The organism is Dactylosporangium sp. NPDC049140 (assembly GCF_040648435.1).
In genome coordinates this window covers 1-11,615 of record NZ_JBEZDS010000074.1, presented here as the reverse complement: position 1 = coordinate 11,615, position 11,615 = coordinate 1, and the positions used below count along the sequence as shown (strand labels likewise).

General features: G+C 72.1%; 17 protein-coding genes. 11 read left to right on the top strand and 6 right to left on the bottom strand.

The window, feature by feature from the left end; all coding sequences use genetic code 11:
• Positions 1-12: 12 nt before the first annotated feature.
• The 3 genes from AB0B76_RS54415 (at position 13) to AB0B76_RS54405 (ending at position 1,056) form a co-directional block, all read left to right on the top strand.
• Positions 13-213: a hypothetical protein gene (locus AB0B76_RS54415; protein WP_360392882.1), complete on the top strand. Its 201-nt coding sequence runs from the start codon at positions 13-15 to the stop codon at positions 211-213.
• A 299-nt stretch (positions 214-512) separates the two neighbouring features.
• Positions 513-701, top strand: coding sequence for a hypothetical protein (locus tag AB0B76_RS54410; RefSeq protein ID WP_360392879.1), 189 nt, complete (start codon positions 513-515; stop codon positions 699-701).
• 130 nt (positions 702-831) lie between these two features.
• Positions 832-1,056, top strand: coding sequence for a hypothetical protein (locus AB0B76_RS54405; protein WP_360392876.1), 225 nt, complete (start codon positions 832-834; stop codon positions 1,054-1,056).
• A 192-nt stretch (positions 1,057-1,248) separates the two neighbouring features.
• Here AB0B76_RS54405 and AB0B76_RS54400 read toward each other — a convergent pair whose 3' ends face one another.
• Positions 1,249-1,476 carry a hypothetical protein gene (locus tag AB0B76_RS54400; RefSeq protein WP_360392944.1) on the bottom strand — a complete coding sequence of 76 codons (228 nt, stop codon included), beginning with the start codon at positions 1,474-1,476 and terminating at the stop codon, positions 1,249-1,251.
• A 23-nt stretch (positions 1,477-1,499) separates the two neighbouring features.
• On the opposite strand from AB0B76_RS54400, the gene AB0B76_RS54395 reads away from it, so the two are divergent.
• The 3 genes from AB0B76_RS54395 to AB0B76_RS54385 all read left to right on the top strand — a co-directional run bounded on the left by AB0B76_RS54395 (position 1,500) and on the right by AB0B76_RS54385 (position 3,681).
• Complete coding sequence (locus AB0B76_RS54395; RefSeq protein WP_360392942.1) at positions 1,500-1,940, top strand: sensor histidine kinase; 441 nt, start codon at positions 1,500-1,502, stop codon at positions 1,938-1,940.
• A gap of 314 nt (positions 1,941-2,254) precedes the next feature.
• Positions 2,255-2,599, top strand: a complete 345-nt coding sequence (locus AB0B76_RS54390; RefSeq protein WP_360392873.1) for a glycoside hydrolase family 15 protein — start codon at positions 2,255-2,257, stop codon at positions 2,597-2,599.
• Entirely contained in the window at positions 2,596-3,681 is a 1,086-nt protein-coding gene (locus tag AB0B76_RS54385) for an FAD-dependent oxidoreductase (protein WP_360392870.1), read from the top strand. Before AB0B76_RS54390 ends, AB0B76_RS54385 begins: the two co-directional genes overlap by 4 nt.
• Before the next feature lie 203 nt (positions 3,682-3,884).
• Here the strand turns inward: AB0B76_RS54385 and AB0B76_RS54380 are convergent, their stop codons facing one another.
• The gene (locus tag AB0B76_RS54380; RefSeq protein ID WP_360392867.1) at positions 3,885-4,187 is read right to left on the bottom strand and encodes a hypothetical protein; all 303 of its coding nucleotides are present in this window, start codon (positions 4,185-4,187) and stop codon (positions 3,885-3,887) included.
• A gap of 475 nt (positions 4,188-4,662) precedes the next feature.
• Between AB0B76_RS54380 and AB0B76_RS54375 the strand changes: the two genes are divergently transcribed.
• Positions 4,663-5,718, top strand: a complete 1,056-nt coding sequence (locus AB0B76_RS54375; RefSeq protein ID WP_360392864.1) for an aromatic ring-hydroxylating dioxygenase subunit alpha — start codon at positions 4,663-4,665, stop codon at positions 5,716-5,718.
• A gap of 11 nt (positions 5,719-5,729) precedes the next feature.
• Positions 5,730-6,350 carry a nucleoside deaminase gene (locus tag AB0B76_RS54370; RefSeq protein ID WP_360392862.1) on the top strand — a complete coding sequence of 207 codons (621 nt, stop codon included), beginning with the start codon at positions 5,730-5,732 and terminating at the stop codon, positions 6,348-6,350.
• Here AB0B76_RS54370 and AB0B76_RS54365 read toward each other — a convergent pair.
• Genes AB0B76_RS54365 through AB0B76_RS54350 form a run of 4 tightly spaced genes read right to left on the bottom strand, consistent with a single transcriptional unit; the run spans position 6,321 to position 8,554 of the window.
• The gene (locus AB0B76_RS54365) at positions 6,321-6,488 is read right to left on the bottom strand and encodes a hypothetical protein (protein ID WP_360392859.1); all 168 of its coding nucleotides are present in this window, start codon (positions 6,486-6,488) and stop codon (positions 6,321-6,323) included. The two genes, AB0B76_RS54370 and AB0B76_RS54365, sit on opposite strands and share 30 nt — an antisense overlap.
• A gap of 20 nt (positions 6,489-6,508) precedes the next feature.
• Entirely contained in the window at positions 6,509-7,732 is a 1,224-nt protein-coding gene (locus AB0B76_RS54360; RefSeq protein WP_360392856.1) for a DUF6596 domain-containing protein, read from the bottom strand.
• A 4-nt stretch (positions 7,733-7,736) separates the two neighbouring features.
• On the bottom strand, positions 7,737-8,099 hold the full coding sequence (locus tag AB0B76_RS54355; RefSeq protein WP_360392853.1) for a YciI family protein: 363 nt from the start codon (positions 8,097-8,099) through the stop codon (positions 7,737-7,739).
• A complete protein-coding gene (locus AB0B76_RS54350; RefSeq protein ID WP_360392850.1) occupies positions 8,096-8,554 on the bottom strand; it encodes a helix-turn-helix transcriptional regulator in 459 nt (152 codons plus the stop codon). Before AB0B76_RS54350 ends, AB0B76_RS54355 begins: the two co-directional genes overlap by 4 nt.
• 106 nt (positions 8,555-8,660) lie before the next feature.
• On the opposite strand from AB0B76_RS54350, the gene AB0B76_RS54345 reads away from it, so the two are divergent.
• From AB0B76_RS54345 to AB0B76_RS54335, 3 genes are all read left to right on the top strand, one after another.
• Complete coding sequence (locus tag AB0B76_RS54345) at positions 8,661-10,511, top strand: DUF4118 domain-containing protein (RefSeq protein WP_360392939.1); 1,851 nt, start codon at positions 8,661-8,663, stop codon at positions 10,509-10,511.
• 295 nt (positions 10,512-10,806) lie between these two features.
• Entirely contained in the window at positions 10,807-11,253 is a 447-nt protein-coding gene (locus AB0B76_RS54340) for a DUF6325 family protein (protein WP_360392847.1), read from the top strand.
• A 14-nt stretch (positions 11,254-11,267) separates the two neighbouring features.
• On the top strand, positions 11,268-11,513 hold the full coding sequence (locus AB0B76_RS54335; RefSeq protein WP_360392844.1) for an SHOCT domain-containing protein: 246 nt from the start codon (positions 11,268-11,270) through the stop codon (positions 11,511-11,513).
• Positions 11,514-11,615: the final 102 nt, after the last annotated feature.

The window sequence follows — 11,615 nt, the reverse complement described above, 5'->3', positions numbered from 1 at the left end:
TGCCGCTGGGCGGTGGACGCACCGGGGCAGCAGCGGGTCTTCGTCGACTTCAAGCCGGCGGCCCGCGAGGAGGGCCTGACCCTCGGCGTCGACGTGCCCGCGCCGGGCGACTACCAGCCGCAGGCGTTGCCGGCGCGTCGCGGACTGCCGAGGTCGACGGTTACACCGTCGACCTCGGTGGTGACCTGGTCCCGGGCAACTCGTCGAGGCTGACCCTGTCGGTGAGCCGGCACGGGACGCCGGTCGCCGATGTGCTGCGCGGTAGCCTGCGGCTGCTGCTGTCGGGCCCGGCCAGCTCGGCCGGCCGGGCGATGCCGGACGGCCGCGTGCCGCACTCCGGCGGCTGGAACCGCATCCACCTGATCGTGGCCGACATCGACGCCGAGGTGGCGGCTGCAGTCGGCCGGTGTCGGGTTCCGCCGCGGCGTCGTCGAGGGGCCCGGCGGGCGGCAGATCGTGCTGGACGACCCGGCCGGGAACCCGGTCGAACTCTTCCAGCCAGCCGGCACCGCGTGAGCGGCGAATCCGGCGCGACCGGCGAACCCCGCGCGGCCGACGAATCCGGCATGGTCGGCGACCGGGGCGTCGACGGGCCGGCGGTGGGTCTGGGCACCGTGCTCAATGGAGTGGGGCGGATCGGCTGCCTCGGCTTCGGCGGCCCACCCGCGCACATCGCGCTGCTGCGCAAGCGTTCTGCCTGATCCGCCGGCCGAGCTGGGCCGCTCCGATCGACGAACTGTAAGGCCCGATCGACGGCTTCTACGACCTGTACCGTTCGATAACTCGGTCAAGGGCTCTCGTGTGGTTCTGTGCGTCCCCGCCGCGCCCATCGTGGGCAGGCTGCAGCGGCGTGTCGATTACGGGCTTGCCGTGCGCGGCGACGATACGCGCCTGCGCCGGGTCTTCGCCAACCTGCTCGACAGCGCCGTCCGGCACGGCGCGCCACCGATCATGGTCACCGCGGCTCGCGCCGGACGGGCACGTCCGGGTAATGGGCACGACGGCGGGCCGGGCACGGACGCGCGGTTCCTGCCGCACGCTACGGAACGCTTTTAGCCGTGCCGATGTCGCACCGCACCGCACCGGCACCGGCCTGAGCCAAGCGCTGGTCGACACCATCGTCCACGCTCGCCACGGCAAGCTGCGGATCTGCGCGGCCGTCGCTTACCGACACACCGATCAGGTTCCCGTTACGTGTAGCAACCCCGGGATCGGTAGGACGATCACCGCCCTGCTCCCCACTCGGCGCTAGGGGTATGGGTCGAAGACGAGCAGGGCGGGGTGGCCGTCGCCGGCGTGGGGGACGGGATAGTAACTGCGGTGCGTGTCGGGATCGACGGCCACGACGTGGGCACCGTCGGCGAGATGGTTGCTCCCGGTCACCGTCGTGCGCCGGTCGTGGACGTCGAGGGTGGTCAGCCAGCCGCTCTCGGCGGCGATGTACAGCCGGTGCGCCCCGGGGTCGCAGGCCAGCACGTCGGGACCTCACCGACACCGCCCTGCGCACCGAACTCGAACCCGCACCGCCGGCCCGCATCGACCCGGCCCGCCTCGAACGCATCGTCACCAACCTGCTCGACAACGCCGTGCGGCACGGCGCGGCGCCGATCACCGTCGCCACCGGCACCACCGGCGGGTACGCCCGGCTCACCGTCCACGACGCCGGCCCTGGCATGCCGGCCCAGTTCCTGCCGCACGCCGCGGAACGATTCGCCCGCGCCGACACCGCCCGTACCACCCCGGGCACCGGCCTCGGCCTGTCGCTGGTCGACGCCATCGTCGCCGCACACGACGGGCATCTGTGGTGGTGCTCCGGCGCCGCACACCACCACCCGCAGCCCGCTCCGGTGCCGTGCACCCATCCCGGCGCCGGTACCACGGTCACCGTGCTGCTCCCGGCAGTGCCGGATTCGACCGGTTCGGCGGCTATCGGCGAATAGCCATGCGCGTGAACGCGACCACGGCGGCGCCCGCGCCCGCACGACCGCCAGACCGGTCAGGCCGGCCCCGAGCGTGGACGCGGCAGCGAGGGCGTCGACCAGCAGCGGGCCGCCGGCGTCGCCGAGCTCACGCCGCAACCGCCTTCAGGCGAAGTCACCGGCGGCAGTACCTGGGGCCGGCAGCACCTCAACCATGTGACCTGGCTGTTGCTCGCATTCGAGGAGTAGGCAAATGCCGGCCCAGGCGCCCGAGTCGGCTGTTGGCGTTGGTGCGGTGATGCCCATGCGTTCTGCCAGCTGCAAACGCGGTCAAGGTGCCGAGCGCGTACGCGGTCCTGAACAACCCGCCACCGGTACATACCTACCAGCCGGGCAGTTGGGGGCCGGCCGCAGCCGATCAGTCGGGCAAGGAGGGCAGCTTCCTCATCTGCTCGTTCTGGCTCGTCTCCGCCCTCGCCGGAGTCGGAGAGGTGGCCCGCGCCAGGCACCTGATGGAGAAACTGCTCACGATCGGCTCTCCGCTCGGTCTCTACGCCGAAGAGTTCGAACCCACGACGGCGCGGCACGTCGGGAACTTCCCGCAAGCGTTCTCGCATCTGGCCCGCATCGAGGCGGCAGAGAAGATCATCCTCACGGAACGACTCAAGGAGTTTGCATGAACGGGCGACACGACGTGATGCGTGTGGTGGTGGACCTGACCAAGTGTGAGGGGTACGCGCAGTGTGCGTTCCTGGCGCCCGAGGCGTTCCGGATGCACGGCGACGAGGCGCTGATGTTCGACCCGGCGCCGTCCGACGACCAGCGGGTGAAGGTGCTGCGGGCCGCTGCGGCATGCCCGGTTCAGGCGCTGCAAGTCGACATGGCCGATCTGCCCCGGCGGCCGCCCGCGGACACGGTCGTCGCGGCCAAGGGCGACCGGCTGCGCCAGGACCAGCGTCGCTGGGACGGGCGCATCGTCATTGTTGGTGCGTCCCTGGCCGGGCTGAAGGCCGCCGAGCAGCTGCGCGCCGAGGGCTTCACCGGCTCTCTGACCATGATCGGCGACGAGCCCGAGGAGCCCTACGACCGGCCGCCGCTGTCCAAGCAGGCGCAGACCGGCTGGATCACCTCGGCCGACACCACCCTGCCGCGGCGTCTCGACATCGACGCCGACTGGAAGCTCGGCAACGCCGCCGCCGCGCCGGACATGGATCGCAAGCGGGTGACCCTGGCCGACGGGCAGGAGGTTGAGTTCGACCGGCTGCTCATCGCCACCGGCGTACGCGCCCGGCCATGGTTCGTGGCAGCTGAGGCCGAGCTTGACGGCGTGTTCACCATCCGCACCCGCGACGACGCGGCCGGGCTGCACGAGCGGATCATGAAGAAGCCGAAACGGGTGCTGGTCATCGGCTCGGGGTTCACCGGCTCGGAGTTGGCGTCGGTCTGCGTCGAGCTGGGCATCCCGGTCACCGTGGCCGAGGCCGGGCCAGCCCCGCTGATCGGGGCGCTCGGCGGGGTGATCGGCAGGATCTCCGCGGATATCATGCGCGAGCATGGCGTCGACCTGCGTACCAACACGAAGGTCACCTCCCTACAAGGCGAGGACGGCAAGCTGCGCCGAGCCGAGCTGTCCGACGGCACCACGATCGACGTCGACGTGGCCGTGGCCGCTCTGGGCGGCATCCGCAACGTCGACTGGCTGGAGACCTCCGGCCTGGCCGTCGTACTGGACCAGATCGAGAAGATGGCCGCGCGCGGCTGACCAAAGCCGTTGATACTCGGGCGCGGGTGGACCCGGACGGTATCGACGCCGACCTGCGCGGCGGCAGCCGCGGCGGCCGCAGTGCGGGGACGTCCGGCGGGCACCAGCAGGTCGCCGGGGAGCGCGTCCTCGCCAGCGGGCCGGATGTGGGTCTTGGCCGGTTGGGCCGCGGTGACGGTGTTGGCGCGCCGGTTGGCGTGCTCCTAGGGCACGACGGCGTCGGCACCGTCGGGCAGCCGTGCGCCGGTCGCGATCTCGACCACGTCCCCGCCGCCGAGGCGTGACACGGGCGCCGGGTGGCCGGCCAGCGCACGGCCCAGGACGCGCCACGGCCCGCGCCCGGCGACGGCGTAGCCGTCCATAGCCGCGCTCGTGAACGCGGGCGACGGCGTGGCCGCGACGATCGCCGCCGCCAGGACCTGCCCGGCGGCGGCCCCGAACGGTGTCCACCACGGCGGCGGCACGGCAGCGTCCCGGGCGGTCGAGTACGCCTCCGACCAACGCATACTGCCCGGAACCCGCGATCGGCCCCGGCCGGGGACCGGGGCGGTCACCGGGATCGCCGGCGCGGACATGGGCCTACTGAACCGTGGGCGGGTGTCGCCGACGTGCCGTTCCTAGTTCGCCGAGGCAGCCAACGCCTCTCGACGCCGCCAGGGCGGCTGTGAGGCGGGCTCGGGCCGGGGTGGAGAAACCAACGCCGCCGAAACGGCGACGAAACGCGGCGGCGGCACGATGGTTGGACGAGCCGTCGTGGGAGGTGAGCGCCAGGTGTCCGCTGTGACCGATGTGCGCCGCCGGACCCACCAGCACGCGTGGACCCGCGGCCGGGTCGCGCACGGCTGGCATCCGCAGCGCTGAACCACGCCACCACTAGGTCCCGGGCCCGTTCGCCCGACGGGCCTTCTCCAACCGTGCGCCAGTTCCGAGCCCGCGCTTGGCGCGCTACCTGATGCCGCTCACACGCCGCTGGAGCCACCGATGACGGTCACCGACGCTCGTTCCGCGCCCGCCGCCGCGGTCGCGCCGCCCCGGACGTGCACCTTCGACGTCGCCGACTGGACGATCCTCGCTCGCGGCTGGTACGCCGTGGCCCGGGTCGAGGACGTCGGCGCCGCCCCGGTCGCGGCGACCCTGCTCGACGTGCCCCTGGTCGTGTACCGCGCCGGTTCCGGGATCGTCGTCGCCGACGACCTGTGCCCGCACCGCGGCGTGCCGCTGACCATGGGCACCGGCGACGGGACGGGCATCGCCTGCGCCTACCACGGGCTGCGCTTCGGCGCCGACGGGGCGTGCGTCGGGATTCCCGCGCACCCGGCGGCGAAGATCCCGGAGCGGATGCACCTGCGGCCATATCCGGCGGTGGTGCGCTACGGCCTCGTGTGGACGTGTCTGGATCGTTCGGCGGTGGATGCGGTACCGCCGATGCCGGGGTGGGACGAGGACGGCTTCCAGCGGGTCACCTGCCCGCCCTTCGACGTCGCCGCGTTCGCCGGCCGGCAGGTCGAGGGGTTCCTCGACGTGGCGCACTTCGGGTTCGTGCATCCGGGGACGTTCGGCGACCCCGGCAATCCCGAGGTGCCGCCGTACAACCCGGTCGTCACCGCCGACGGGTTCACCGTCGACTACTGGTCCACCGTCGCCAACTACCCGCACGGCGCCGGGCTGCGCGCGCCCGACGGCTATCAGTGGTTGCGGCGGTTCGCGCTGCACCTGCCGTTCACCGCCACCCTCGTCGTGCACTTTCCCGACGGCGGGCGGCTGTGCATCATGAATGCCGCCACCCCGGTCTCGGCCCGCCGGACCCGAATGTTCGCGCCGATCGCCAAGGACTTCGCCACCGATCAGCCGGCGGGCGAGATCTTCGACTTCAACCTGCGCGTGTTCGAGGAAGACCGGCGCATCGTCGAGGTGCAGAAGCCGGAGAATCTGCCGCTCGACCCGCGCATCGAGGTCAACATCGCGGCCGACCGCAGTTCGGTGGCGTACCGCCGCGGTCTGAAAGCCCGTGGCCTGAGCCATTTCTTCACCGCCTGAGGAGGCACGTAATGGAGCTGACCACCACGCGGTTCGGCGCGACGCTACCCGGCTGGGTCACCGAGGAGCTGCGCGGCGTCGACCGGATGCTGCCGGACACCGAGGACCGGATGCGGCTGGCGCACCGGCTGGCGGGGCGCAACCACCTCGAGGGCACCGGCGGGCCGTTCGCCGCCGTGGTCAGCGCCGCCGGGTCGGGCGAGGTGCTGGCCGTCGGGGTGAACCTCGTCCTGGCCAGCGGCCTGTCCGGGATGCATGCCGAGGTCGTCGCCCTGTGCCTGGCCCAGGCCGGCGCCGGCACCTGGGACCTGGGCGGCGCGGGCCGGCCGCCGGTTGAGCTGGCGGTCAACTGGCGGCCGTGCGCGATGTGCTACGGCGCGGTGCTGTGGTCGGGCGTGGCCCGCCTGGTCATCGCGGGCGAGGGCGACGAGGTCGAGCACCTGACCGGCTTCGACGAGGGCCCGATGCGCCCCGACTGGAAGGAGCAGCTCGCCGCCCGCGGCGTCGAGGTACACACCGACGTGCTTCGCGAGGAAGCCCTCGCGACCTTCCGCGAGTACGGCGAACGCCCCGACGTTGTGGTCTACAACGGCGGCGGCCGCTCACGCTCCCGCGTGCTGGAGGTCCAGTAGCTGCTCGTAGAACCCGCCGAAGCCGCGGCAGCGGTCGACGAGGTGGACCTCGAGGATCCAGTGGCACAGGGCCACGGCCACCCAGCGGGCCTGTTGCGTCGCGCACCCGGTGATGGCGGCCGCGATGCGCCGGGCCAACGGGAAGGACCTTGCTCGGCTCAAGGCGATCCTGGAGGGCCCGGCAGCAGGGCGGCCCGACGGGTGAGGTACCGCTGCTCCGGCACGCTCGCGGTCATCCGCGCGGCCCGCAGGTAGCACTCCCGCGCGGCCGCGGGGTCGCCGGCCTGCTCGAGCAGGTGCGCGCGGACGGCGTCGAGGCGGTGGCTGTGCCCGAGGCGGCCGTCGTGGTCGAGAGTGCCGAGCGCGGCGAGGCCGGCGACCGGGCCGTGGACTGCGGCGACCGCAACGGCGCGGCTGAGGGTGACGACCGGGCCAGGGGCGACGCGGTCGAGGACGTCGTAGAGGACGAGGATCTGCGGCCAGTCGGTGTCGCCCGCGGTTGGGGCCTCGTCGTGGACGGCAGCGATCGCGGCCTGGATCTGGTACTGCCCGACCGGCCCGGCGCCGAGCGTGCGGGTGAGCAGCGCCTGCCCTTCGGCGATCGCTGCCCGGTCCCACCGGCTGCGGTCCTGGTCGGCGAGCGGCATGATCATGCCGTCGGGGTCGGTGCGGGCGGCGCGGCGGGCGTCGGTGAGCAGCATCAGGGCGAGCAGGCCCGCGGCCTCGCCGTCGCCGGGCAGCAGCCGGTGCAGCAGCCGTGCCAGCCGGATCGCCTCGGCGGTCAGGTCCGGGCGCAGCAGCTGCGGGCCGGAGGTCGTGGTGTAGCCCTCGTTGAACAGCAGGTAGAGCACGTGCTCGACCACGGCCAGCCGCGCCGGCCGGTCGCCGGGGGCGGGCAGCTCGAACCGGGCGCCGGCGTCGCGGATGCGCTGTTTGGCTCGGCTGATCCGCTGCGCCATCGTCCCCGCCGGCACCAGGAACGCCGCCGCGACCTGCGCGGTGCTCAGCCCGCCGACGGCCCGCAGCGTGAGCGCGAGCTGCGACGGCGGCGACAGGGCCGGATGGCAGCACAGCAGCAGCACGGTCAGGGTGTCGTCCGGGTTGTCCGGCGGCTCGTTCGCCGGGTCGAGCGCGGCGGCGGCCTCCCGACGCCGGCGGGCACTGTCGGTGCGCCACTGGTCGACCAATGACCGGCCGGCGACGGTGCACAGCCACGCCTTGGGCCGCTCGGGTACCCCGCCGGCGGGCCACTGCACCGCCGCGGCGAGCAGCGCCTCCTGCACCGCGTCCTCGCACGCGTCGAACTGCCCGTACCGGCGCACGAGTACCCCGAGGACCTGCGGCGCCAAGCCGCGCAGCAGGTCCTCGAGCGCTGCCGTCATCGTGTCAGTCCTGGGCGGGTGGTTCGTCCATGACGCGGCGGACCTCCATCGGATACTCGGTCACCGCGACGACCTGCGCCGCGATCTCCAGCGCGCGCTCGTGGGTGCAGTCGAGGACCCAGTACCCGGCGAGTGACTCCTTGATCTCGGCGAACGGCCCGTCGGTCGGTGCCGGCGCGCCGTCGACGAACCGCACAGTGCTCGCCTGGGTCGGGTCGGTCAGGTGCCGGCTCTCCACGACCTCACCGGATGCGCGCAGTTCCTGGTCCATGCGCATCATCGTGGTCTGCATCCGCGTGATCCAGTCCGGGCTGCGCTCAGCCAGCGAGGCGCCGAGCCCTCCAAACATCATAATCATGTACTTCATGCCGGGTTCCTCCGTTTCGCCGCGCCCGCCGTCCGGGCGTCGTGCCTCAGTCGGAGCGGCCGCCGTCGTTCTCGACATCCCCGCCGAGATTCTTTCCCGTCGCCTGCGGCGTACAGCAGTTCGTTGGCGTCGCGTCGCCCGATGCCGAGGGTGTCGGCGAGGCGGAGCAGCGTCTGCCGGCTCGGCCGGGACCGGCCGGTCTCCGGGAACGAGATGTGCCGCCCGGTCGAGCCGACCCGCGCGGCGAGACTGAGCTGGCTCAGCCCGCGGTGGGTCCGCCGTTGTCCCTCATCCGGGGCATCCGTGGCCGCGTGGCGACGCCGACCGACCGACCGGCCGGTGGCGGTGATGGTTCGAGCGTCGGGCCGGTCGATCGGTCGGTTGCCACCCTTCGCCTCGCTCGATTCCGCCCGGGTGAGCGGCAGAGCGCCACCTGCCGGAGGCGGGATGACCACTGGGCGGGGGTAGCGCGGTCACATCGTTCGCGTCGCACCATGAGGTGGTCGTGAGCGTTACTGGAGAGGAGGCTGGTGGCGGGGCAATCGCGATGGAGGTTCGGTGATGCTGGTACGCCTGGCGGCCCAGTTGGTGCGCCCGACGCCGCCATCGATGGCGCTGGGGATCGCGGTCGGCGCGCTGCTCGTCGTGGTCGAGATGGTGCTGGTCTATTTTCTCGGGAACCTGGCGCCGGCGGACGCCCTGGTGGGTTTCTTCCTGCTCGGCGTGGTGGCGATCTCCACGATCTGGGGCCTGCGGCTGGCGTTGGCGATGGTGGTCGTGAGCGCCGTGGCCCACAACATCGTCTTTGTCGTGGCCGTTCGGGACCTCGAGGTCAGCAACACACGGGAGTGGGTGGAGCTCGCGGCGTTCGTTGTCGTAGCGGTAACGGCCGGCTTCATGGCGGAGCTGGCCCGCGTTCGAGCGGTCGAGTCGATCCAACGCCGCCAGGAGGCCGACCTCTTCGACGGGCTGGCCCGTCTGTGTCTGGCCGGGCATGCGCTGCGGCCGGTGCTGCCGGAGGCGTCGCGCCGCCTCGCGTCGACGCTGCAGCTGCAGTTCGCGGCGATCGAACTCGACAGCGTCCCAGGCGATGAGCACCGATCGGCACTCCCGCTGCGGTACGGCTCGCAGAGCGGCACCCTGCTTGTCCCCGCCGACCTGCCTGAGCCGGTCCAGCGCCGGCTGCGTGAACGGGTGGTGCCCCGGTCGGAGATACTGCTGCAGGCCGCGACCGAGCGCGAGGCCATGGCCAACTCGCTGCGCGAGCTTGCGACGGAACAGGCGAGCCTGCGGCGGGTGGCGCTGCTCGTCGCCCACGGCGCGGCGCCGGCCGACGTCGCCGCCGCGGTCGCTGCCGAGACGGCGTCGCTGCTGGCGGCGGATGCCACGAGGCTGCTGCGCCACGAGGTGCCCGGCACGGTCAGTGTCATCGGCGAGTACAGCAAGCCCGGAATCGACAGCCTGCTGGGGCGGCGGTTTGCCGTCGGAGGCGGCATCACGGAGCTGGTGATGCGCACCGGCCGCCCCGCCCGCGTCGACAGCTACGACAACCGCGGTGGTCCTCTCGCCGACCTGGCGCGGAAAGAAGGGTTCCACGCTTCGGTCGCCGCACCGATCATGGTCGAGGGCCGGGGGTGGGGCGCACTCGTTGTCCTGTGGTTCCGGCGCGAACCGGCGCCACCTGGCACCGAGGAGCGGCTGGCCGAGTTTGCCGAGATCGTCGGCACCGCGGTCGCGAACACCGAGAACCGGGCCGAGCTCGACGCATCGCGTACCCGGATCATCCTGGCCACCGACGAAGCCCGCCGCCGTATCGAACGCGACCTGCACGACGGCGTCCAGCAGCGCCTGGTGTCGCTCGGTCTGGAACTGCGCGCCGCCGAGACATCCGTACCGAGCGGCCTCGACGGGCTCAAGGCGCGGCTCGGCCGGACCGCCGAAGGCCTGGCCAACGCGTTCAAGGATCTGCAGGAGATCTCCCGGGGCCTCCACCCGGCCATCCTCTCCCAGGGCGGCCTCATGCCCGCCCTGAGGACGCTCGCCCGCCGCAGCCCCGTCCCGGCCACGATCAACTCCGGCCCCAAGCGCCAGCTGCCCAGTTGCGTCGAGGTCGCCGCCTACTACGTCGTGTCCGAGGCGCTCACGAACGTGGCCAAGCACGCCAAAGCCTCCAAGGTCGACGTGGACGTCGACATCACCGCCGATGGCCACACCGCACGTGAGGTCCTCGTGCTCTCGGTCCGCGACGACGGCGTCGGCGGCGCCGACCCGGCCCTCGGCTCGGGGCTCGTGGGTCTCGTCGACCGGGTCGAGGCGTTCGGTGGACACCTGCAGGTCTCGAGTCCACCAGGTGCCGGGACGATAATGGTCGCCACGCTCCCGACCGACATCGACTGCGCGTCCACTGCTTGACACTCCAGTTCGCTGATCGCTACGGCTCCTCGCGGTGTGGATGTCCGGGGGCTTCGGCGTGTCCGCTGAGGGTCAGCGTGCCCGAGCGGTGCGCGGCGGCCCGCTTGCGGTCCGCGCTTGAAATAGGTACGAAAAGTTTGCGCCCGGGTCGAGGAGACGTGTTGTCGTGGAGACGTCTCACCGGTCGCAGCCCGGCCTCGCTCTGACTGGTCGACCAGCGCGCCCCGGCTGAGTCCGTGCCGGTCACCCGGTGTGGATGAGGCCGGCGCCTGGCGCGCAGCGCCATGGTTTGGCTATGCGGGATCTCGATGAGATGGGACCGGTCGACTACCTGGTGGTGGAGTTTCCCGATGGCCGACTGACCGGCGAAGGGTTGCCGTTGCTCGTCGACCTGGTCGATCGCAGCATCATCAGGGTTCTGGATCTCATCTTCGTCAGGAAACGCGACGACGGCACGGTCGAAGGGCTGGAACTGACCGATGTCGACCACGACGGCACACTGGACATGCTGATGTTCGAGGGGGTCACCACCGGGCTGGTCGACGCCGACGACCTCGCCGACGCGGCCGACATCCTCAACCCGGGCAGCGTGGCGGCAATCCTCGTGTACGAGAACCGGTGGGCCGCGCCACTGGCCACAGCGCTGCGCCGGGGTGGCGGCCAGCTTGTCGCCGGTGGACGGGTCCCGGTGCAGGCACTGCTTGCGGCCGTCGAGCGCGTCGACGCCGAAGCCAGCCGATAGGAGGCAGCTGAACCATGCCAGGACTACTTCGCGGCATCGCCCGCACCACCGTGGTTGCCGGCACCGCGACCGCTGTGTCCAACCGGGTCTCCCGACGCCAGGCTGGCCGATGGGCAGCACAGGAGCAGGCCGCCTACTCTTCCAGAGACGACACGTCCGACCGGCTCGCGCAGCTCCAGCAACTCGGTGCACTCAAAGCAGAGGGCGTGCTGACCGAGGCCGAGTTCGAACAGCAGAAGGCTCGAATCCTCAGCGCCTGACCCGTGAGGGCGCCGTTGCGTTAGCTCATCGGGAGGCGCGTTGAGCCAAGAGCGCCGGTCCTTAGCCTTAGATGGCGGCGGCGAGCTCGCCGAACGCCGCGG